Annotated in this window: 20 protein-coding genes; 6 read left to right on the forward strand and 14 right to left on the reverse strand. The window is 70.3% G+C overall.

Annotated elements, in window-relative coordinates:
• Positions 1–209: 209 nt before the first annotated feature.
• The 8 genes from VNM44_RS08325 to VNM44_RS08360 form a co-directional block, all read right to left on the reverse strand.
• Positions 210–1,661: an aspartate aminotransferase family protein gene (locus VNM44_RS08325; protein ID WP_325624922.1), complete on the reverse strand. Its 1,452-nt coding sequence runs from the start codon at positions 1,659–1,661 to the stop codon at positions 210–212.
• On the reverse strand, positions 1,658–2,506 hold the full coding sequence (locus VNM44_RS08330) for an ABC transporter permease (RefSeq protein ID WP_325624927.1): 849 nt from the start codon (positions 2,504–2,506) through the stop codon (positions 1,658–1,660). Before VNM44_RS08330 ends, VNM44_RS08325 begins: the two co-directional genes overlap by 4 nt.
• 2 nt (positions 2,507–2,508) lie before the next feature.
• Positions 2,509–3,366: an ABC transporter permease gene (locus VNM44_RS08335; RefSeq protein ID WP_325624931.1), complete on the reverse strand. Its 858-nt coding sequence runs from the start codon at positions 3,364–3,366 to the stop codon at positions 2,509–2,511.
• Between the two features lie 16 nt (positions 3,367–3,382).
• The gene (locus VNM44_RS08340) at positions 3,383–4,531 is read right to left on the reverse strand and encodes a spermidine/putrescine ABC transporter substrate-binding protein (RefSeq protein ID WP_325624933.1); all 1,149 of its coding nucleotides are present in this window, start codon (positions 4,529–4,531) and stop codon (positions 3,383–3,385) included.
• Positions 4,528–5,634 carry an ABC transporter ATP-binding protein gene (locus VNM44_RS08345; protein ID WP_325624936.1) on the reverse strand — a complete coding sequence of 369 codons (1,107 nt, stop codon included), beginning with the start codon at positions 5,632–5,634 and terminating at the stop codon, positions 4,528–4,530. Before VNM44_RS08345 ends, VNM44_RS08340 begins: the two co-directional genes overlap by 4 nt.
• Positions 5,631–6,185 (reverse strand): Lrp/AsnC family transcriptional regulator, encoded by a 555-nt coding sequence (locus tag VNM44_RS08350; protein WP_325624938.1) that lies wholly within the window; start codon positions 6,183–6,185, stop codon positions 5,631–5,633. Before VNM44_RS08350 ends, VNM44_RS08345 begins: the two co-directional genes overlap by 4 nt.
• 99 nt (positions 6,186–6,284) lie before the next feature.
• Positions 6,285–7,805 carry an alpha/beta hydrolase gene (locus VNM44_RS08355; RefSeq protein WP_325624941.1) on the reverse strand — a complete coding sequence of 507 codons (1,521 nt, stop codon included), beginning with the start codon at positions 7,803–7,805 and terminating at the stop codon, positions 6,285–6,287.
• A gap of 113 nt (positions 7,806–7,918) precedes the next feature.
• Positions 7,919–9,364 (reverse strand): aminobutyraldehyde dehydrogenase, encoded by a 1,446-nt coding sequence (locus VNM44_RS08360; protein ID WP_325624946.1) that lies wholly within the window; start codon positions 9,362–9,364, stop codon positions 7,919–7,921.
• 76 nt (positions 9,365–9,440) lie between these two features.
• Between VNM44_RS08360 and VNM44_RS08365 the strand changes: the two genes are divergently transcribed.
• From VNM44_RS08365 to VNM44_RS08380, 4 genes are all read left to right on the forward strand, one after another.
• Positions 9,441–10,652, forward strand: coding sequence for a saccharopine dehydrogenase C-terminal domain-containing protein (locus tag VNM44_RS08365; RefSeq protein WP_325624949.1), 1,212 nt, complete (start codon positions 9,441–9,443; stop codon positions 10,650–10,652).
• Between the two features lie 23 nt (positions 10,653–10,675).
• Positions 10,676–10,891, forward strand: coding sequence for a DUF2905 domain-containing protein (locus VNM44_RS08370; RefSeq protein WP_325624951.1), 216 nt, complete (start codon positions 10,676–10,678; stop codon positions 10,889–10,891).
• 66 nt (positions 10,892–10,957) lie between these two features.
• A complete protein-coding gene (locus VNM44_RS08375; RefSeq protein WP_325624954.1) occupies positions 10,958–11,215 on the forward strand; it encodes a MoaD/ThiS family protein in 258 nt (85 codons plus the stop codon).
• 7 nt (positions 11,216–11,222) lie between these two features.
• Positions 11,223–12,281 (forward strand): hypothetical protein, encoded by a 1,059-nt coding sequence (locus VNM44_RS08380; protein WP_325624958.1) that lies wholly within the window; start codon positions 11,223–11,225, stop codon positions 12,279–12,281.
• Positions 12,282–12,332: 51 nt separating this feature from the next.
• Here VNM44_RS08380 and VNM44_RS08385 read toward each other — a convergent pair whose 3' ends face one another.
• Positions 12,333–13,412 carry a BMP family ABC transporter substrate-binding protein gene (locus tag VNM44_RS08385; protein WP_325624961.1) on the reverse strand — a complete coding sequence of 360 codons (1,080 nt, stop codon included), beginning with the start codon at positions 13,410–13,412 and terminating at the stop codon, positions 12,333–12,335.
• A 37-nt stretch (positions 13,413–13,449) separates the two neighbouring features.
• On the opposite strand from VNM44_RS08385, the gene VNM44_RS08390 reads away from it, so the two are divergent.
• Positions 13,450–14,145, forward strand: coding sequence for an NUDIX hydrolase (locus VNM44_RS08390; RefSeq protein WP_325624965.1), 696 nt, complete (start codon positions 13,450–13,452; stop codon positions 14,143–14,145).
• Here VNM44_RS08390 and VNM44_RS08395 read toward each other — a convergent pair.
• From VNM44_RS08395 to VNM44_RS08405, 3 genes are read right to left on the reverse strand one after another with little or no spacing between them, the layout of a single operon-like run.
• Positions 14,142–14,876 (reverse strand): acyl-ACP thioesterase domain-containing protein, encoded by a 735-nt coding sequence (locus VNM44_RS08395; RefSeq protein WP_325624968.1) that lies wholly within the window; start codon positions 14,874–14,876, stop codon positions 14,142–14,144. The genes VNM44_RS08390 and VNM44_RS08395 overlap by 4 nt on opposite strands.
• Positions 14,876–15,253: a DUF3037 domain-containing protein gene (locus tag VNM44_RS08400; RefSeq protein ID WP_325624970.1), complete on the reverse strand. Its 378-nt coding sequence runs from the start codon at positions 15,251–15,253 to the stop codon at positions 14,876–14,878. Before VNM44_RS08400 ends, VNM44_RS08395 begins: the two co-directional genes overlap by 1 nt.
• Positions 15,246–15,992, reverse strand: a complete 747-nt coding sequence (locus VNM44_RS08405; RefSeq protein ID WP_325624972.1) for a HipA family kinase — start codon at positions 15,990–15,992, stop codon at positions 15,246–15,248. The genes VNM44_RS08400 and VNM44_RS08405 overlap by 8 nt, the downstream gene beginning before the upstream one ends.
• A 196-nt stretch (positions 15,993–16,188) precedes the next feature.
• On the opposite strand from VNM44_RS08405, the gene VNM44_RS08410 reads away from it, so the two are divergent.
• Positions 16,189–17,472, forward strand: coding sequence for a DUF11 domain-containing protein (locus VNM44_RS08410; RefSeq protein ID WP_325624976.1), 1,284 nt, complete (start codon positions 16,189–16,191; stop codon positions 17,470–17,472).
• A gap of 76 nt (positions 17,473–17,548) precedes the next feature.
• Here VNM44_RS08410 and VNM44_RS08415 read toward each other — a convergent pair whose 3' ends face one another.
• Together VNM44_RS08415 and VNM44_RS08420 are read right to left on the reverse strand one after the other, a co-directional pair.
• Positions 17,549–18,907, reverse strand: a complete 1,359-nt coding sequence (locus tag VNM44_RS08415) for an NAD(P)/FAD-dependent oxidoreductase (RefSeq protein ID WP_325624980.1) — start codon at positions 18,905–18,907, stop codon at positions 17,549–17,551.
• A 13-nt stretch (positions 18,908–18,920) separates the two neighbouring features.
• A partial coding sequence (locus tag VNM44_RS08420) for an ATP-binding protein (protein WP_325624983.1) occupies positions 18,921–21,554 on the reverse strand: 2,634 nt, incomplete at its 5' end.

Genomic DNA, 21,554 nt, shown 5'->3' on the forward strand with positions numbered 1-21,554 from the left:
GCGGAGCGCGTCGACCGCCGTCTCGCCCTCGCCGTAGCGCCGTGTCACGTCGCGCGCGACAACGACCGTCCCGTTGTCAGTGCTCATCTCTCTCCTCGGCTCATTCGGTTTCGACGCACCCCAGGTTGCCCGCTCCGGGAACGGGGAAAGGTGCGGGAAACACTACTCCGGGGTCTTGTTACCAGGTGGTTACGGATCGGCTGATCGGACTACGCGCGCATCCGCCGCTGTGCCTCGCCCAACACGTCGCCCAGGATGCCGACGATCTCGTCCATCTCCGTTTCGGTCGCGACCAGCGGCGGCGAGATCTGGACGACGGGGTCGCCGCGATCGTCCGTCCGGCAGATCAGCCCGGCGTCGAAGAGCGCCGGCGAGAGGAACCCGCGCAGGAGCGTCTCGCACTCCTCGTCGGAGAACGTCTGCCGTGTCTCCTTGTCGCGGACGAGCTCGATCCCGTAGAAGAACCCCGTCCCGCGCACGTCGCCGACGATCGGCAGGTCGAGCAGCGTCTCGAGCTTCGCCCGGAAGGCGCCCTCTGTCTCGCGGACGTGGTCGACGATCCCCTCGCGCTTCATGATCTCGATGTTCTTGAGCGCGATCGCGCACATCACGGGATGACCGCCGAACGTGATCCCGTGCGAGTACATCGACGTCGCGTCGAGGAACGGCTCCATCACCCGGTCGGTCGCGATCACGGCGCCGATCGCCGCGTACGACGACGAGAGCCCCTTCGCCGAGGTGACGATGTCCGGCCGGATGTCGTACCGCTCGGAGCCGAACCAGTAGCCGAGCCGGCCGAACGCGGTGATCACCTCGTCGGCCGAGAGGAGGACGTCGTAGCGGTCGCAGATCTCCCGCACGCCCCGCCAGTAGCCGGCGGGAGGCGTGAAGCACCCGCCGGCGTTCTGCACCGGCTCCATATGGACGAGGCAGACGGTCTCGGGGCCCATCGCGACGATCGTCTGCTCGAGGTCGTCCAGCAGGAACGCCGTGAACTCCTCCTCGGTCTCCTGCGGCGGACGGTGGTAGCGGTTCGTGTTGCGCACGTGCCGCACCTCGGGGATGAGCGGCTCGAACGGCGTGCGGATCGCGGGGATGCCGTTGATCGAGAGCGCGCCCAGCGTCGTCCCGTGGTAGGCGACGTGGCGCGCAATCGCCTTGTAGCGGCGGGGGCGCGGCTGCGCTGCGGCGACAACCGCGTCGTGGTACGTCTCCGGCTCGGCGAGCACCGTGCGCAGCCGCTTCTCGCCGCGCACGAGGTAGTACTGGCGCGCGAGCTTCCAGGCCGACTCGACCGCCTCCGAGCCGCCCGAGACGAAGAACACGCGGTTGAGGTCGCCGGGGGCGAGCGACGCGACCTCGGCGGCGAGCTCGATCGCGCGCGGGTGCGCGTACGACCAGTTGGTGTAGAAGGGCAGCTCTCGCATCTGCTCGAGCGCCGCCTGGCCGATCTCCTCGCCGTGCGAGTAGCCGATGTTGACGGAGAAGAGACCCGCGAGCGCATCGAGGTAGCGCTTCCCGTTCGCGTCCTCGAGATAGCAGCCGTCGCCCCGCACGATGATCGGCACGTCCGCGGCCGCGTAGCCGCCCATCCGGGTGAAGTGCATCCACAGGTGGTCCTTCGCGAGCTGCTGGAGATCGACGGTCGTGGTCTGCGTCATGCCGCCTCCGGTCGGTGGAGCTGTTCGGGGATGGGTAGTGCCTGCGTCATCGGCTCCCGGGACCGGCGCGCCGCGCGGAGCCCCCAGAGGACGTTGCCGAGCATCACGAGGATGGCGAAGAGGAAGATCGCGCTCGCGACGACGTTCACCTGCGGCGGCACGGCGACTCTCGCCGCGCCCCAGACGAAGAGCGGGAACGTCGTCGTCGAGCCGGCGACGAAGTAGGTGATCACGAAGTCGTCGATCGAGAGCGCGAACCCGAGCAGCGCGGCGCTCAGGATCGCGGGCGCGAGCAGAGGCAGCGTCACCTTTCGGAACGTCACCCATTCGTTCGCGCCGAGGTCCATCGCGGCCTCCTCCAGGTGGCGGTCGAAGTCGATCAGGCGCGCCTTCACGGTCACGACGACGTAGCTGACGATGAACATCACGTGGGCGATGAAGATCGTCGCAACCCCGGTGACGACCTGCGCCTGGAGGAACATCGTGAGCAGCGAGGCGCCGAGCACGATCTCCGGCGTCGACATCGGCAGGAAGACGAGGACGTTGACGACGCCGCGGCCGCGGAACCGGTGACGGACGATCGCGAGCGCGAGGACGGTCCCGAGCGCGGTCGCCGCGATCGTCGAGATGAACCCGATGAAGAGCGACATCCAGACGGCGTGGCGGATGCCGGGGACCGCGTCCCAGTTGGCCCAGTTGTCGAGGGTGAATCCCTCCCACACGTAGTTGAAGCGACCCGCCGGAGCGTTGAAGGAGAAGAGGATCACTACCGCCACCGGCAGCAGCAGGTAGCCGAACGCGAGGATCGCGTAGCCCGTGAGCAGGTTCCGTCTGATCCAGGCCACGGCTACCCCGTCAGCCTCTCTGTCCCCACCGCGCGCGCGTACACGAGCAGGGCGGCGAGGATCAGCGCCATCAGGATGAACGAGAGCGACGCCGCGGCCGGATAGTCGATCAGCAAGAGGAACTTCGACTGGATCACGTTCCCCACCATCGACTGGCGCGGCGTCCCGAGCAGCTGCGCGTTGATGAAGTCACCGGCCGCGGGGATGAACGTGAGCAGGGTCCCTGCGACGATGCCGGGCGCCGAGAGCGGCAGCGTCACCCGGAGGAACGCCTGGCGCCTGCTGGCATACAGGTCCTCCGCTGCCTCGAGCAGCCGCGTGTCGATCTGCTCGAGCGACACGTAGAGCGGCAGCGCCATGAAAGGCAGGAAGTTGTAGGTGATGCCCGCGACGACGGCGAACCCGGTCGCGAGGAGACGCCCGTCCGAGCCGAGGATCCCGATCGTCTTGAGCGCGTTCACGACCGGGCCCTCGTCGGCGAGGATGTTGAGCCACGCGAGCGTCCGCACGAGATAGGTGACGAAGAGCGGGGCGACGATCAGGATCAGGAAGAGGTTCTTCCAGCGGCCGCCGCGGAACGCGATCCAGTAGACGAGCGGGTACGAGATGAGCAGGGCCACCACCGTCGCGATGCCGGCGTAGAGGAACGAGCGGATCAGCTGCTCGTTGTACGTCGAGATCGCGTCCCAGTAGTTCGAGAACTCCCAGGTGAAGCTGTAGCCGCTCTCGAAGGAGCCGGACTCGAGCGACTGGTAGCCGAGGAAGCCGAGCGGCACGAGGAAGAACACCCCCAGCCAGGCGATGCCCGGCAGGAGCAGCAGGTACGGCGTCAGCCCCTTGTGGCGGTGCAGGAACGTCACGGCCGGCGGTCTGCCGTCACGCCCCGAGCACCTTCTGCCACGCGGTGATGTACGTCTCGTTGTTCAGTGCCTCTCCGGAGAACGAGTGCACCTCGGAGAGCATCTCGTCGGAAGGGAAGATGAGCGTGTTCTTCGCCGTCTCGGGATCGGTCTTCGCGAGCTCCTCGCGGGTGCCCTTGACGGGCGGCACGTAGTTCACGTACGCGGCGATCTGCGCCTGGATCTTCGGGTCGTACACGAAGTTCATGTACGTCGACGCGGTCGCGCTCGAGCCCTCGAGCGGCACGAACATGTTGTCCGTCCAGATCATCGCGCCCTTCTCGGGGATACCCCACTTGAGCTTCGGGTTCGAGGCGAGCAGCTGCACGACGTCGCCCGACCACGCAACGGCCGCGGCGAGGTCGCCTCGGGTCAGCGGCTGCGCATAGTCGTTGCCCGTGAACTGCCTGATCTGCCCGTCGTCGACCCCCTTCTGGACACGGGCGATGGCCTTGTGGAACGTCTCGTCGGTGACGACGGACGGGTCGTCGCCGCTGTCGAGCATCACGAGCCCGATCGAGTCCGCCATCTCGGTGAGCATCGTGACCTTGCCCTTGAGCTTCGGGTCGTCGAGCAGCTGCTGGATCGAGGTCACGGGGCCGGTGACGTCCTCGTTCCATGCGATGCCGGTCATCCCGGACTGCCACGGCAGGCTGTAGGTGCGGTCGGGATCGAACGGGGGGCTCGCCTGGGCGTCGATCAGGTTCGAGATGTTCGGGATCTTGTCCTTGTCGAGCGGCTCGACCCACTTCTTGTCCACGAGCAGCTGCGGGTACCGCGAGCTGTCGGTGAAGACGAAGATGTCGCGGTCGACGCCGCGACCCTGCGACAGCGGCCCCTGAACCTTGGCGAAGTACGTCGCGTTGTCGTTGATGTCCTCGAAGTACTGGACCTCGATGCCCGTTTCTTTCTTGAACGCATCCAGGGTCGGGTGCGTCTTGGTCTTCTCGTCGTAGTCGATGTAGAGCGGCCAGTTCGAGAAACGAAGGACGTCCGCCACCTCGCCGCCGCCCCCACCGCCACCGCCTCCACCTCCGCATGCGGCGAGGAGGCCGGGCAGGCTCAGCAGCGTCACGCCGGCCGCACCTCGCTGGACGAGCTCACGACGCGTGATGCGCGTGGTCATATCGCTTGCTCCTCTCCTCGGTCTGCACGGTCTGCCCGGTCTCCCGGGTCGACGACGAACGTCGCCTCCGGCGCCCACGAGAGCGTCACGTCGCTCCCGATCCCGGGTGCTACGCCCCCGGCCTCGACGTTCTGGTGGAACACAGTGAGCTCGCCCACCGTCGTCGCGACCACGAGCTCGGTCGCGACGCCGATGTAGGCGGACTCCTTGACTCGGCCGGTGAGACGGTTGACGCCCCCGTTCGCGAGGCTGATCTTCTCGGGCCGCACACCCACCGAGACCGGGCCGCTCGTGCCGTTCGTGTGCACGCGGAGCTCCGAGCCGTCGGCCAGCCGGACGAGCCCGTCACCGGCGATCGTGCCGTCGAGGAGATTCGACTTCCCGAGGAAGCCTGCGACGAACGCGGTGCGGGGCCGCTCGTAGAGCTCCGCCGGGGTGCCGAGCTGCTCGATCCGCCCGTTGTTCATGACGGCGATCGTGTCGGCCATCGTCATCGCCTCTTCCTGGTCGTGCGTGACGTGGACGAACGTGATCCCGACCTCGTTCTGGATGCGCTTCAGCTCGAGCTGCATCTGCTTGCGGAGCTTGAGGTCGAGCGCGCCGAGCGGCTCGTCGAGCAGGAGCACCCGCGGGTTGCACACGATCGCACGCGCGAGCGCGACCCGCTGCTGCTGGCCGCCCGAGAGCTGCCGCGGCTTGCGGTTCTCGCGGCCCCCGAGGTCGACGAGCTCGAGGATCTCGGCGACACGGCTGCGGGCCTCGCCCTTCGCGATTCCCTTCCGGTGGAGCCCGAAGGCGACGTTGTCCGCGACGGTCATGTGCGGGAAGAGCGCGTAGCTCTGGAACACGGTGTTGACGTCCCGCTTGTAGGGCGGCAGGCCGACCACGTCCCGGTCGCCGAGGAAGATCCGCCCCGACGTCGCCTCCTCGAAGCCGCCGATCATCCGCAGCGTCGTCGTCTTGCCGCAGCCCGACGGACCGAGCAGCGCGAAGAAGGAGCCACGGGGAACCTCGAGCGAGATGCCGTCCACGGCCCGGACGTCGCCGAACTCCTTCACGACTTCCTCGAGCCGGACGTCCGGGACGGTCGTCGCCTCGCTCAAGCGTCTTGCTCGCCGCCGTTGGTCCGGCCGGCGCCCCAGTCGTACAGCTGCTTCCACAGCTCGAGGTAGAGGAAGGTCTCGGTCGAGACGACCTGGGGGAGCGACCGGATCCGGTTGGTCACGTCGAGCAGCTCCCGTCGGTCGGCGCAGACCACCTCGACGAGGAGGTCGAAGCGGCCGGTCGTCACGACGACGTAGTCGGCTTCCGCCCAGTGCGAGAGCTCGTCCGCGACGATCTCGGGCGGCCCCGTGGTGCGGACGCCGACCATCGCCTGCGCGTCGAAGCCGAGCCCGAGCGGGTTCGTCACCCCGGTGACCTGGAGGATGCTCTGCTCGCAGAGCCGTCCGTACCGCGCGCGCACGGTCGCCTCCGAGACGCCGAGCCCGGCGGCGATCCGCCGGAAGGACTCGCGCCCGTTCCGCTGCAGCGCGCTGATGATCCCGCGGTCGACGTGGTCGAGCTCCGGCGCGCGAGACACGGGCCCGCGCCGGTCGACGGGCCCCTCGGGACGCGGCCTGCGCTCGACCTCGGCGTGCGAACGACTACGCAATGCGAGGGGTTCCTACCAAAACGCGACGCAATGCGTCAACCGCCACCCGGCTTCGTGTCGGGAATGCAGGGGCGCGGCCGGGGCCGCGCCCCCACGTATTCAGCGATGGAAGGGAACGGAGTCGACCGGGCAGACCGTCCCGGCCGGCGGAGTCGCAGACGTGAGGAGGTATGTGCTCACCGCCTGGTCCGCGCACTGCGAGATGAAGAGCGACGTGTGCCCCCAGCCGTCCACCGTCAACAGCCGTGAATTGGGCAAGAGCCCGGCGACCGTCTGCGCGCCCTCGTACCGCGTCGCCGGGTCGAAGTAGTTCCCCACGACGAGCACCGGCTTCGCAGTGCGCGCCGTGAACGGCCCCATGTAGCGGTCGCTGTCCCCGGCGGGCCACTCCGCGCAGATGCTGGACGCCCACGTCCAGATCGGGCCGAAGGTGCCGAAGGACGTCGCCGCGGCCGTCGACCAGGCGGCGTACGAGCTCGGGTTGTCGCTGTCCGCGCACGCGACCGCGGGGAACCCCTCCAGGAAGTTCGGGTAGCGGGGAAAGCCGCGCTTGGCGATGTAGAGCGGCCGAGCCTGGAACGCCTGGACGCGTGTCCGGAGCGCCGCGGTCGGCGCCGTGGCGGCGTCGAGGTCGGCGAGCAGCTGTGCGAAGTCCTCCCAGCTCGACGAGTCGTACATGGCCGACAGCGTCATGCCGATCAGCTGGGAGTAGTTGATGATGCTGGGGTCGGCCTTCAGCCGTTCGCCGAGCGCCGCGAACCGCGCAGCCGAGCCCGGCCCGAACGCACACGTGCCCGTGTCGCAGAGCCTGAAGAACTCGTCGAGCGTCGCCTGCGCGCCGATGTCCGAGTGCAGCCGTGTCGAGAACGGGAGCGTCGAGCCCTGGTTGCCGCTACCGGTCGTCCACGCGATCGGGTCGAGCACACCGTCGACGACGAGCGCGCGAACGCGGTCCGGGAAGAGGTTCGCGTACGTGACACCGAGGAACGAGCCGTACGAGTACCCGACGTAGGTCAGTGCCTCGTCGCCGACCGCCTGGCGGAGCATGTCGAGGTCGCGCGCCACGTTGGCCGTCGACATGTGCTCGCCGATTCGGGCACCGCGCTGGGCGCACGCTCCGTCGAGGTAGCGATCCGCCGCCTTCCAGATCTCCTCCTCGGCCGGTGTCGAGGGAAACGCGAGCGGTGTGAAGAACGGCTCCCACTGCTTGTCGTTGCCGAAGCAGCGGAACGCACTGCTCCGGATGATCCCTCGCGGGTCGAAGCCGACGAGGTCGAAGCGCGCGCGCACCTCGTCCGTGAACAGGAAGGGGCCGCCGAAGACGACCATGTCGACGCCCGAGCCGCCCGGGCCACCGGGGTTCACGAACAGCGAGCCGATGCGCCTGCTCGGATCGGACGCCGGAAGGCGGACGAGCGAGAGCGAGATCGCGCCTCCGTCGCTCGAGTCGTAGTCGAGCGGCACCTGCACGGTGCTGCATTCGTAGGGGCCCTGGTCTCGGAAGCAGGGGCTCCACGAGGCCTTCGGCGTGCCCGGCGCCGCCGCGCCTGTTTGCCCGCCGAGCACGAGTGAGAACGCGGCCGCCGCAAGGACAGCGAGAACGGTCACTCTCTTCCGCATGTCATCCCTCCCCGGGATCGAGTGAGTGACGGCAGCCTTTCGCGGGTCGACGCTCGTGTCAAGTCGCACGAGATGCAGCGGCGCGGCTGCGTGGCGCGGATCAGGCCCGGATCTCAGGCGAGCTTCACGCAGACGTGCTTGATGCGCGTGTACTCCTCCATCGAGTAGAGCGACATGTCCTTGCCGTAGCCCGACTCCTTGAAGCCGCCGTGCGGCATCTCGGAGGTCAGTGGGTAGAGGTGCTCGTTCACCCAGACGGTGCCGAAGTCGAGCCGTCCGGCCACCTTCATCGCCCGGCCGACGTTCTCGGAGAAGACCGACGCCGCGAGCCCGTACCGGACGCCGTTCGCCATCGCGATCGCGTCGTCGTCCGATGCAAACGGCTGCATCGTGACCACCGGGCCGAAGACCTCGTTCTGCACGATTTCGGCGTCCTGCGCGACGTCGGTGACGATCGTCGGCGAGACGAAGAAGCCGCGGTCGCCGACGCTGCCGCCGCCGGTGACGACCGTCGCCTTCGCGGCGACGGCACGCTCGACGAAGCCGAGGACGCGCTCCTGCTGCTCGGCTGAGATCACGGGGCCCATGCCGACGTCGTCGTCCGTGGCCGGGTCGCCCACGCTCATCCCCTCGACGGCCGTCTTCGTCGACGAGAGCACGTCGTCGTAGATCCGCTCGGAGACGAGGATGCGCGAGGAGGCGGTGCAGTCCTGGCCGGAGTTGAAGTAGCCGCCGATCTTGATCGCCTCCGCGACGGTCGCCGGGTCGGCGTCGTCGAGCACAACCATCGGCGCCTTGCCGCCGAGCTCGAGGTGCACGCGCTTCACGGTGTCGGCCGCGTTCTTCGCGATCAGCTTCCCGGTCGCAGTGTCGCCGGTGAGCGAGACGAGGCGGACCGACGGATGCCGCACGAGCCGGTCGCCGGCCGGGACGCCCTCTCCGGTGACGACCTGGAGCACGCCCTTGGGGAGGACCTCCTGCGCGAGCTCGACGAAGCGGAGCACGGTGAGCGGCGTCTGCTCGGCCGGCTTCACGATCTGCACGTTGCCGGCGGCGAGCGCCGGGCCCGTCTTCCAGATCACCATGAACAGCGGGTAGTTCCACGGCGCGATCCCGGCCACGACGCCGAGCGGCTCCCGGCGAATCATGGACGTGTAGCCCTCGACGTACTCCGCGGCGGCCTTCCCCTCGAGGTTGCGGGCGGCGCCGGCGAAGAAGCGCAGGTTGTCGGACATCATCCCGGGCTCGTCGACGGCGACCCACCATGGCTTGCCGACGTTCAGCGACTCGAGCCGCGCGAGCTCCTCCGCGTTCTCGTCGATCACGTCGGCGAGCTTCAGGAGGAGCTCCATCCGGTCCTTCGGCGTCTTTTCCCGCCACGTCTCCCATGCCCTCTCCGCCGCCGCGACAGCGCGGTCGACGTCCTCCTCCCCCGCGCGCGGCACCTCGGCGATCACCTCGCCGGTCGCCGGGTTCAGCACCTCCATCGTCTCGCCCGAGAGCGCGTCGACGAACTCCCCGTCGACGAACATCTTCTGCTGCGCCACCGACACACTCATGCTTGCCTCCGATTCGTCAAATCGTCGGTACATCATTGCGCGCCGACCGAGAGCGGGGATCCGGTAGAACGCGCTGATGCGACTCCTCGTCGTAGGCACCGGCGGTGTCGGCTCCGCGTTCGCCGGGATCGCGGCCCGGCGCTCGTTCTTCGACCACTGCGCGCTCGCCGACTACGACCCAGCCCGCCCGGCGGCCGTCGCCGCCGCGCTCGACGACGGCCGCTTCTCCGCGCACCCGATCGACGCTTCGAGCCGCGAGGCCGTGCTCGGGCTCATCCGCGAGACGAAGGCCGACGCCGTCCTCAACGCCGTCGACCCGGTATTCAACCCGCAGCTCTTCGACGCGTGCCTCGACGCCCGGGTGACGTACCTCGACATGGCGATGACGCTCTCCGAGCCGCATCCCGAGCGCCCGTACGAGCTGACGGGCGTCAAGCTCGGCGACTACCAGTTCGAGCGTGCCCCGGCGTGGGAGGACGCGGGCGTCCTCGCGCTCGTCGGTATCGGCATCGAGCCGGGCGCGGCCGACGTGTTCGCGCGGCACGCGGCCGACGACCTGTTCTCCGAGATCGACGAGATCGGTGTCCGCGACGGGGCGAACCTCGTCGTCGAGGGCTACGACTTCGCGCCGACGTTCTCGATCTGGACGACGATCGAGGAATGCCTCAACCCACCGGTCGTCTGGGAGCGCGACCGCGGCTGGTTCACGACCGAGCCGTTCTCCGAGCCGGAGGTGTTCGACTTTCCCGAGGGCATCGGCCCGGTGGAGTGTGTCAACGTCGAGCACGAGGAAGTGCTGCTCGTGCCGCGCTGGGTGGACTGCCGCCGGGTGACGTTCAAGTACGGGCTCGGCGACGAGTTCATCGAGGTGCTCCGGACGCTCCACAAGCTCGGCCTCGACCGGAAGGAGCCGCTCCGCGTCAAGGGCGTCGAGGTCGCGCCGCGTGACGTTGTCGCCGCAGCGCTGCCCGACCCGGCGACGCTCGGCGAGCGGATGACCGGCAAGACGTGCGCGGGAACGCTGGTCACGGGGCTGGGGCTCGACGGGCAGCCCAGGCGGACCTACCTCTGCCACGTCGTCGACAACGAGTGGTCGATGCGCGAGTACGGCTCGCAGGCGGTCGTCTGGCAGACGGCGCTCAATCCCGCCGTCGCGCTCGAGCTGCTCGCGTCCGGCACCTGGTCCGGAACGGGGGTACTGGGGCCGGAGGCCTTCCCTGCGCGTCCGTACCTCGACCTCCTCGCAGCGTACGGCTCGCCCCACGGCGTCGTCGAGCTTGCGCCGTAGGGCGCACCGTCTACGCTCAGATCGTGGAGACCGCCGGGAAGGTCCTGCTGATCGGCGCCGCCGTGCTGGCGATCGTCGGCGTCGGCGCGCTCCTCCTCGCACGGCTCGGCGTCGATCATCTGCCGGGGACGCTCTCCTGGAAGCCGTCCGACAACGTGCGGGTCTTCGTCCCGATCGGCCTGATGGTGGTCGTCTCGATCGTCGGGACGATCCTGCTGAACCTGTTTCTCCGCCGCTGACCCGTTCCTGTCGAAAGTGGGGACAACCGAACGTCTAGAGGGCGTGAGGCGTCCTACGATCGCGCCATGGCACAGGTGATGCTCCGTGCCCCGCTGTCCGAACTCTGCGGAGGCAGGCACCACGCGATCGCGGGCGCCACCGTCCGCGAGGTGCTCCGGGGGCTCGAGCGGGAGCACCCGCCGATCGCCGGCTGGGTGCTCGACGAGCAGGGCCGCATCCGCGAGCACGTCAACGTCTTCGTCAACGGCACGCACGGAGAGGAGGGGACGCCGGTCGCGGATGCCGACCGCGTCCATGTCCTCCCGGCGATCACGGGAGGGTGAGCGACGCATGACCGAGCTCCTTGTGGGCACGAAGAAGGGCATGTTCCGTCTGGAGGGCGACGGCGACGGCTTCGAGATCACCGCCCGCGCATTTGCGGGCCAGAGCGTCGAGTACGCGATGCGCGACCCCCGCTCGGGGCGGTACCTCGCCTCGGTCACGTCGTGGTTCTACGGGCCGAAGATCTGGATCACCGACGACCCGACCGGCGAGTGGGAACAGGCCGAGGGCGCGACGCTTCCGGAGGGGGACGAGAAGTCCGTCGAGCGGCTCTGGGTGATCGTCCCCGGAGCGGCCGACGGGCAGCTCTATGCGGGCGGCGACCCCGGCCCGCTGTTCGAGAGCCGCGACGGGGGCGCGAGCTGGGAGCTCAACCGCGGCCTCTGGGACCACCCCACGCGCGGCGACTGGAGCCCCGGTAACGGCGGCCTCTGCCTGCACACCATCGCGCCGTGGCCCGGCGACCCTTCGAGGCTGCTCGTCGCGATCTCCGCGGTCGGCGTCTGGCTCTCCGACGACGGCGGCGCGAGCTGGCGCCACTCGAACACCGGCATCGAGCCGGACTACGTGCCAGAGGAGTCGCGCGACAACCCGATCCAGCACTGCGTCCACGACGTGCGCCGCGCTCCCCTCCGCCCGGAGCGGCTGTTCATGCAGTTCCACGGCGGCGTGTACCGCTCGGACAACGCGGGCGAGAGCTGGATCGACATCGGTGACGGTCTGCCGTCGGACTTCGGCTTCCCGATCGTCGTCGACCCGGCCGATCCCGACAGCGCATACGTGATCCCGCTGATCGGCGCGGAGGACCGCACTCCGCCGGACGGCGCGATGCGGGTCTGGGAGACCCGCGACGCCGGCGCCACCTGGCAGGCCCGCGGCGACGGCCTCCCGGACAAGGCGTATCTCACGATCCTGCGCGAGGCGTTCGACAGCGCCGGCGAGGGCGCGGGCCTCGAGCTCTACTTCGGCGCGACGTCGGGCGAGGTGTTCGGCTCCGCGGACGCCGGCGCGAACTGGCGCCAGGTCGCCGACCACCTGCCCCCCGTGTACTCCGTGCGCACGGCGTAGCTTCGGAGGGGACCGGCCCCGGATGGGGCCTGTCCCCCGCGATGCCTCCGCCTACTTCACGGTCGTCGGAATGCCGGTGATCTCCCCCGAGGCCAGCTGCTGCTCGACCTTCTCCGTCGCGGCGACGTCCTGCTTGTTCGCCTTCGGGCTCAGCGTGCCCAGGCCGACGCCCTCCTGGTCGATCCCGAACACCCTGTTCTTCCCACCGGCGAACGTGCCGTCCTCGAGCGACTTGATCGTGAGGAACACGGCACTGTCGACGCCCTTGAGCGCGCTCGTCAGGACATGCGGGCCGAGGAACGACTGGTCGCCGTCGACGCCGATTCCCCAGACGCCCCGGTCCTTCGCCGCCGAGAGCGCACCGAGGCCGCAACCCCCCGCGACCTGGAAGACCACCTCCGAGCCGGCCGCGATCTGGTTCAGCGCGAGCTCCTTGCACTTGGCCTGGTCCTCCCAGTCCTGCGAGTAGCCCCAGACGACCTTCGTGCCGGGCACCGCCTTCTCCGCGCCCGCCCGGTAGCCGGCGATGTAGCGGTCGACGGGCGGCTCCTTGAAGCCTCCGACGGCGCTGATCGACTCCTTTCCGGCCCGCTTCGCCGAGAGCGCGCCGAGGTAGCCGACGAGGTAGCCCACCTGCTCCTCGCGGAACAGGAGTCCCTGGACGTTCTTCGGCTTGCCCTTCAGCGACGCCTGGTCCACGTCGACGATTGCGAAGTCGGTCTGCGGAAAGCGCTTGGCCACCGCCGCGATCGCAGCGCCCTGCGCGAAACCGACGCCGATCACGAGGTCGTAGCCCTGGCGGGCGAGCGTCGACATGTTCGGGATGTAGTCCGCGGCGGACTGCGCCTCGACGACGCGCCCCTTGATCCCGAGCTCGCGCTCCGCGCGCTTGAGCCCCTTGTACGCGAGCTCGTTGAACCCGTTGTCGTTCAGCTGGCCGGCGTCCGCGACGAGTGCCGCCCTCAGCGCCGAAGTCGGAGTGGTCGTGGTCGTGCCGGTCGTCGCGGCTGCCGTCTCGGTCGCGGTGCCGGTGCTCTCCTCGCTGCCGCCGCAGCCGGCGGCGAGCGCCACGATCACGGCCGCTGCGCCCAAGCCGGCCACGACGAGAAGCCGGGAACGCGGTCGTCTCATGCTGTTTGCTCCTCGTGTTTTCCGCTAGTTTTTGACTATGAGTCGTAAACCTCGCGCCGAGTCTACCAGACCGCGGCACGCGACCCTTGCGGTCGTCCTCCAGGTGCGCGAGGGTCGCCTGCAGGCACTCCTCTGGCAGCGCGCGCGAGAGCCGTTCCGTGAGGCGTGGGCCCTCCCGGGCGGCCAGCTCGAGCCCGGCGAGACCCTCGAGGAGTCGATCAGGCGTCATCTCGCGGCGAAGGTCGACGTGCGCGAGATCTCACATCTCGAGCAGCTCGCAACCTACAGCGACCCGGGCCGCGACCCGACCGCCTGGGAGCTCGCCACGGCGTACCTCGGCCTCGTCGAGCTCGGGCTCGATCCGGACGTCCCCGGCGACACCCGCTGGCACCCGATCGACGACCTGCCCCCGATGGCCTTCGACCACGGCGCGATCGTGCTCGCCGGCCGCGACCGGCTGCGCGGGAAGCTTTCCTACTCCAACGCGGGGTTCGCGCTGGCACCGCCGAGCTTCACGCTCGCCGAACTGCGCGAGGTCTACGTCGCGGCCCTCGGGCACGAGGTCTCGGCCACGAACCTCCGCCGCGTGCTCGAGCGGCGCGAGGTGATCGAGCCGACGGGCGAGCGGCGCCCGTCCGGCCGAACCGGCGGCCGTCCCGCCGAAGTGTTCCGCTTCCGCGACCGGCACCTCGCGATCACCGACCCGTTCGCGGCGCTCCGGCCGCGCCCCTAACCCTCGAGCACGCTCACCCGCGCGACCGCGCGCACCGCGTCGCCGACCGAGAAGCCGAGCGAGACGTGCATTCCGTCCGCGACGACGGCGAGCTCGACGGGGTCCGAGAGGTCGATCGGGTCGCGGTAGTCGAGCTCGGCTGCGAGCGGCCGCCGGACGTCGATCGGGCTCGACCGCAGCACGTCTTCGACCGCCTGCCAGTAGACGGCGTTGTTGACGTGGCCGTGGAGGTCGACGTCCGTCGCACGGAGCGGCCACGGCGTCCGCGGCGAGTCGGCCGCGGGAAGCGGGAGCTCGAGGCGCGTCGACACGGATCGGCCGCCCGTGGCCTCGGCGTAGATCCCGAAGGACTCGATCCGCGCCGGACGCTGGTCGGGCCCGAGGTGGATCCAGACGCTGTCGACCTCGACCCGGCCTCCGCGGTCGCCCTCGACAGACCAGCGACGGCCCGCGGCGATCGCCGCAAGGCCGCTGCACCACGTGACGAGCCGCACCTCGCGGTCGTCGAGGAGCGGAGACCGGACCTCGACCCGGATCCGGCGCACGAACCACAGGTGGTCCGGCACGCCCCATCCCGTCTCCTGCACGTCGTCGATCGCGACGTCCTGCAGGAACCGTGCGACCGCGTCGAGCCGCACCCTGCCGCGCTCGTCCATGTCGGCGAGCCGCACGCGGCGGTGGAGAGCGAACGTGCGGCCGGACGTCGGGATCGGCAGCGACGGATCGAGCATCAGCCCACGAGCCGCTCGAAGAGCTCGTCGAGGTAGGCCTGCGGGTCGTCGCAGAGGCCTGTATGCACCTCGGACGGCTGGACGATCGTGCTGGCCGGCGCGACGAGCCAGTGGAACCTCGCCGTCGTGTCGAGCTTCGCGATCGGTCCCGCTTCGGGATCGCCGGCCGCGATTCGCTCGATCGCCCACAGATGACGGCGTGCTGCGTCGAGGTCGACGTCGGGTGCAAGCGCACGGGCGCGGTCGTCGTCGAGCGCGGTGCGTGCGCCGAGGAAGTCGAGCGGGCGGCAGAAGACGATCACGCCGACGTTGACCTGCTCGCCGCGCTCGATGTCGGGAACGAGGCGGAGCACCGCGTACGAGAACGGCTCAGCCACGCGCCCGCTCAGCCTCGGCGACGAACGTGCGCGGCTCCTCGAGCCGCCGCAGGAGGTAGTCGACGTACACCTCGCGACCTTCCCTTTCGAGCCACTCGTCGGGCACCTCGGACGCCGCGAGCCCGAGCGCCTCGTCGCTCAGGCGGGGAGCCAACCGGACGTCTGCCGCCTCGATCGAGGATGCGTAGGGGAGAAGGACGTGGTCGCGGACCGCCTCGAACGCGCCGCGCGCGTGCTCCGGAGAGGGCTCGGCAGCATGGTGGAAGTAGAGGGCAGCGCCGTGGTCGATCAACCACAGGCTCCCGTGCCACCAGAGCAGGTTCGGGTTCTGCGCCGTGCGGTCGACGTTGGTGACCAGCGCGTCGAGCCAGACGGCGTCTGCGGCGAAGCTCGCCTCTGGCGCGGGCCCGGCGGCCGGACTGAAGGGCAGCGCGCCGGGGAGGAAATCGACGCCGAGGTTGAGCCCACCGCTCGCGAGCAGTAGGTCCTGGATCTCGGGATCGGGCTCCGCGCGCCCGATGAACGGATCCAGCTCGACGAGCACGAGCTCGGGCACCGGGAAGCCGAGCGCACGGGCGAGCTCGCCCACGACGACCTCGGCGACGAGGGCCTTCGGTCCCTGGCCGGCCCCGTGGAACTTGAGGACGTAGAGGCCGTCGTCGTTCGCCTCGACAAGGGCTGGAAGCGACCCGCCTTCCCGCAGGGGCGTCACGTAGCGCGTCGCGGCGACCCTGCGCACGCGCGCGAGCGTAGCGCGAGGCTTGGCGCCGAGCCGGCGTCAAGAGCGGGATGTGTGTCGCTCGGACCTAGACCCGAGGGGGGCACACAACCCCTCGTTCTAGGGGCAGCGATCCCCCGAAATAGCCATAACGTGACATGCAGAGAGTGTCAAACAAGCTCGACCCGCTCGCCGGGGAGAGTGGAGGGGGAAAATCATGCATTTCATCCGCGACGGGCGTCTGCGACGCCTTCTGCTCACCACGGCGCTGGTCGTCGTAGCGGCCCTGGGAATCACGAGCGCCACGTCGGCCCGCGTCGACGTGGGCTCGTCCGGGTCGGCGACGTTCGCGCTGACGACGAACGACAAGGTGACGCTCTGCCATGCGGCCGGGCGCGACGGCACGACACAGTTCGTCACCCTGACGATCTCGTACAACGCCGCCTTCGGACAGGCCGGGCACTTCTACGAGAACGGGACTCCGCGCGCAGGCCACGAGGACGACTATCTCGGGCCGTGCAACCCGCCGCCCCCGACCGACGTCTGCCCCAACATCGAAGGCAACCAGGCAGACGTCCCCGCCGGGATGATCAAGAACGAACAGGGCAACTGCGTCACGCCCACACCCCCGACCGACGTCTGCCCCAACATCGAAGGCAACCAGGCAGACGTCCCCGCCGGGATGATCAAGAACGAACAGGGCAACTGCGTGACGCCCACCACGCCCACCACGCCTCCGCCTCCGTCGGTGAAGTCGGACGAGTTCATGGACGTGCGGGTGGGCAAGGATGCGACGCCGCAGGTGCAGCTCGTCAACGGCCAGGCGGACATCACCTACACCGTCCGCGTCCGGAACGAGGGCCCCAACCAGGCGCACGAGGTCTCGCTCGTCGACGCCGCGCCGACCGGTGTCACGTTCCTCGCGGTCACTCAGCCGCCGGCCGGCTCGTGCACGGTGACCTCGGCACTGCTGAGCTGCGCGCTCGGCACGCTGGGGCCGGGGGTCGAGCGCTCGGTCGTGCTGACCGCCCGCGTCACCCAGACCGGGACCTACGTCAACTCGGCGACGGCCACCGGGAACGGCAAGGACACGAACGGGGCGAACAACACCGACGACGCGTCGACGCTCGTCACGGCTCCCGCGACGCCGCCGGCCGCGCCGGCACCGACGCCCAAGCCGGTCTCGAAGCCGAGGCCCCGGCCGCACGTGAGCATCTGCCGCGTCCTCAAGGTGACGCCGGGGATGGTCAAGGCGAACGGCAACCGCCAGCTCGTCGTCGCGAAGGTGACGCACTCGCGGAACCCGGTCGAGGGCGTCGCGGTCCACTTCGGCGGCAAGGGCCTGAGCAAGGTCGTGAGGACGAACGCCGAGGGCGTCGCCCGCATCTCGATCGCGCCGCGGACGGCCGGGATCATGCTCGTGAAGATCACGAGCGCGAAGGCGTGCAACACCGCCCGGATCGGGGTCATCGGGGCCTTCGAGCCCCCGGTCACGGGCTAACGGCTCCCGAGCCGACACTCGGTCGGTGTCCCGTGCGGCGGCGCGGGACACCGACCTGCTCGGGTCGAGGACGTCGCTACAGCCCGTAGGCCTCGAGCAGCCGCAACCAGAGCTCCGAGCGGGTGGGGAAGGACGGGACGGCGTGCCAGAGGTCGTCGAGCGGCACCTCCCCGATCACGGCGATCGTCGCCGCGTGGAGCGCCTCCGCGACCTCGGCACCGGTGATCGTCGCGCCGACGACGACCCGGCGGTTCTCGTCGACCACGAGGCGCGCGGTACCCGGCGCGTTGCGCCCGACGAACGACCCGCCCGCGTTCCCGCTGGTCTCGACGTCGACCGCCCGCACGTCGAGGCCCGCTTCCTGGGCCGCCGCGAGCGTCAAGCCGACTGAGCCCACCTGGGGATCCGTGAAGATCACGCCAGGCGAGGAGCCGCCGTCCGACCGCAGGCGCACGTCCTTGCCGAGGATCGCGTCGGCCGCCAGCCGCGCCTGGTACTTGCCCATGTGCGTCAGCAGGGCCCGTCCGTTGACGTCGCCGACGGCGTAGAGCCAGCCCTCGTGCCCCGGAACGCGGAGCGACTCGTCGACGCGCACGTGCTTCCCCGGCTCGAGGCCGACGGTCTCGAGGCCGATGTCCGTCGTCCGAGGCGTCCGCCCGATCGAGACGAGGATCTCGTCCGCCTCCACCTCGCCGCCGCCTACGAGCGCGACGCGCACCGCCCCGTTCCGCGAGACCGCCGCGACGGACGTCTCGAGGCGCACGTCCACCCCTGCCTCGCGCAGAGCCGTCGCCACCTGCTCGCTCGCGAAGGGCTCCTCGCGCTCGATCAGCCGGGCGTCGCGGTGGACGAGCGTGACCCGCGAGCCGAGCGACGACCACGCCTGCGCCATCTCGACGCCCACCACCCCGCCGCCGAGGACGAACAGGCGGCCGGGCACGTGCTTCGCCGTCGTCGCCTCGACGTTCGTCCACGGCCGAGCCTCGGCGAGCCCCTGCACGGGCGGGATGGTCGCGGAGCTCCCCGTCGCAACGACGACCGCCCGCCGCGCGACGAGCACGTCGTCATCGACGACCACCCGTCGTTCGCCGTCGAGGCGGCCGTGGCCGCGCACGAGAACCACGCCGCGGTCTTCGAGCCACGGCAGCTGAGTCGAGTCGTCCAGGTCGTGGACGACCTCGTCGCGCCGCGCGAGCACGGCATCGACGTCGAGCTCACCGGTCGGAACCCCGGGAACTCGCCGCGCCTCGGCCTCGAGCTCGCCCGGCCGCAGGAGCGCCTTCGACGGCATGCAGGCGTAGAACGAGCACTCGCCGCCGACGAGCCGCTCCTCGACGATTGCCACTCGGAGCCCCGCCTCGCCGAGCCGCCCGGCGATCACCTCGCCCGGCGCGCCCGCTCCGATCACGACGACGTCGACCTCGCGCTCGCCCATCCCCGACATCCTTTCAGCTCGCTGCGGCGACGATCGTGTCCGCCTCGGCCAGGAGCGCCGTGGCGCCGACCTTGCGGAAGAAGGCGCGCGCGAGCTCGAGTTGCGCCTCGGCCTCGCCCAACCTGCCCGCGGCGGCGAGCTTCCTCGCCGCGCGCAGGCGAAGGTCGGCCGCGAGCCGTTGAGTCCCCATCGACGCGAGGGAGTCTGCCGCCGCCGCGTCCTCTCCCTCGACCAGTGAACGACACGCGTCCCGCCAGGGGCCTTCGGGCATCCGTCCGACGATGCTCTCGGCGGCCTGCGGACGACCGGCCTCCAGCAGCTCGACGACGAGCTCCACGTGGAATTCCTGGATGTCGCCGACGGACTCTGCCGCGTCCAACGCGGAGACGACCTCGTCGAGCTTGGCCGCTGAGTCGTCGCTCCGGCCGCGACGACGGAGGAACCCTGCAAGCCCGACCAACGCCGGCAGGACAGCCGCTGCTTCGGCGGACTCGCGGGCAGACTCGAGGGCCAGCTCGAGATCGACTCCCGCAGCGGCCAGCTCACCGCGCGACTCGAGGATGGTGGCGCGCACGTATCGCGCCAGGTACTCCTGGCGGTTGAAGCCGGGCGCCCCGATCAGCGAGTTCGCCTCCTGGAACGCTTCCTCCCAATCGCCTGCGTCGAACCGAAGGCCGAGGACGTTGCCCCGGAGGAACGCCGCGCCCTGGACGTCACCGTCTCGGTCCGCGCGCGCCGCGCCCTCCGCGGACACCTCGATCGCCCGCTCCAGGTCACCGAAGGCTCCCCAGGCGACGCCGAGGTTGGTATACGCGCGTGCCGCGACACGGCCGTGACCGACGAGCTCGAGCGCGCGGTCGAACAGCTCGACGGCGCTTCTGTCGCCATCCTTTGTCATGCACGCGGCCTTGGTCACGATGGCGTCCGCCTCGAGCTCGACGTCGCCGATCGCCCGTGCGTGCTCGATCGCCCGTTCCGCCTCGCGGCGCCCGGAGTCGAACTGGAAGTTCATCATGAGCATCCTCGCGTGCTCCGCGAGGACGAGCGCCGTCGCGCGAGACGGCGGCCGTCCGTCGAGGATGGCCGTGGCGCGGTCGAGCAGTCCGCGCGCCTCGGCCGGACGCGTGTGCCACGCGTGCCAGCTCGCGGCGACGGCCGCCTCGGCCGCCCGCTCCGGGTCGCCCGCGCGCTCGAACGCGTCGACCGCCCGCTCGAGGTGGTCACCGGGCTGCCCCGCGTGAGCCAGTGCCCTTCCCGCGTGGAAGAGAAGCTCGGCGGACGGCTCGGCGTCGTCGGGGAGCAGTTCCAGCGCACTGGAGAGAAACGACGTGGCGGCGTCGAAGGCGCCGAGTGCGAGCGCCCGCTCCCCCGCGTCCTGCAGAGCCCGCACGGCACTTGGTCCGAGCACGCTGACATCGGCGCCCGCCGCACGCCGGAGCTCGATCGCCGTGAGGTAATGGTGCGCGAGCGTCTCCGCGCGGTCCTCGGCGCGGTCCTCGGGCAGCGACTCGATCCACGCCGCGGCCGCCAGATGACGTTCGGCGCGCGCGGCACGCGGAAGCTGGTTGTAGGCGGCGTCCCGCACGAGGGCGTGGACGAAGGCGTGCTGCGACGCGCCCGCGACCGCCGAGCGGTGCTCGCGCCGTACGAACTCCTTTCGCTCGAGTGAGCGAAGCAGCTCCGTGAGCCGCCACGCCTCCAGGTCGGCGGAGGAGGCAAGCGCGTCCGACCAGAAGACCTTGCCGTGCACGGCCGCCGTTTGCAGCAGGTCCTTCTCGGCGGCGGGAAGGAGGTCGATGCGAGCGGCGATGATCCCCTGCACCGACTCCGGCAGCCGCTCGTCCACGCTCGCGCCCGCCTGCAGCATCCGCACGAACTCCTCGGCGTAGAGCGGGTTGCCGGCGGCGCGCTCGACGAGGACCTGCTGGGTGTCGGCGTCGAGCAGGGGACGCTCGAGCAGCGCCAGGACGAGACGCGCGGTGGCGTCGTCGTCGAGCGCGACGAGCGACACGGTCGTCGCGTTCCGCTTGCCGCCGCCCCAGCCGGGCCGGCGTTCGAGCAGCTCGGGCCGGGCCGTACAGACGACGAGCAGCGGCACGCCATCGACCCAGTCGACGAGCCCGTCGACGAAGTCGAGCAGGCCGTCGTCCGCCCAGTGGAGGTCCTCGACCACGAGCACCATCGGACCGCTCTCGGCCACCGTCTCGAGAAAGCGCCGCCACGCCGCGAACGCTTCCCCGCGCACGTCGCTCCTCCCGACGTCGACGCGACCGAGCCCGACGAGCGGACGCAGATGGCCCTCGACCCAGGCGCGCTCGCCTTCGTCCGCAATCGCCACCATGACCCCGGCGAGCTTCGTCTCGGTCACGTCGGCTGGATCCGACTCGAGGATCCCAGCGTGTGCCTTGACGATCTCGCCGAGTGCCCAGTACGACACGCCGTCGCCGTAGGGCAGACAGCGGCCCTGCCGCCACGTGATCAGCTCGTCGTCCTCGTCGACGACGCGGCCGAGCTCGAGCACGAGCCGGCTCTTGCCGATCCCGGGAACGCCGACGAGCGTGACGAGCTGTGTCGTGCGGTCGCGCCGCGACCGTCGGAGGGCGTCGACGAGCAGGTCGACCTCGTCGTCGCGACCGACGAGCTCCGT

It is taken from the genome of Gaiella sp. (assembly GCF_035558935.1).
Taxonomy (GTDB): Bacteria; Actinomycetota; Thermoleophilia; order Gaiellales; family Gaiellaceae; genus Gaiella.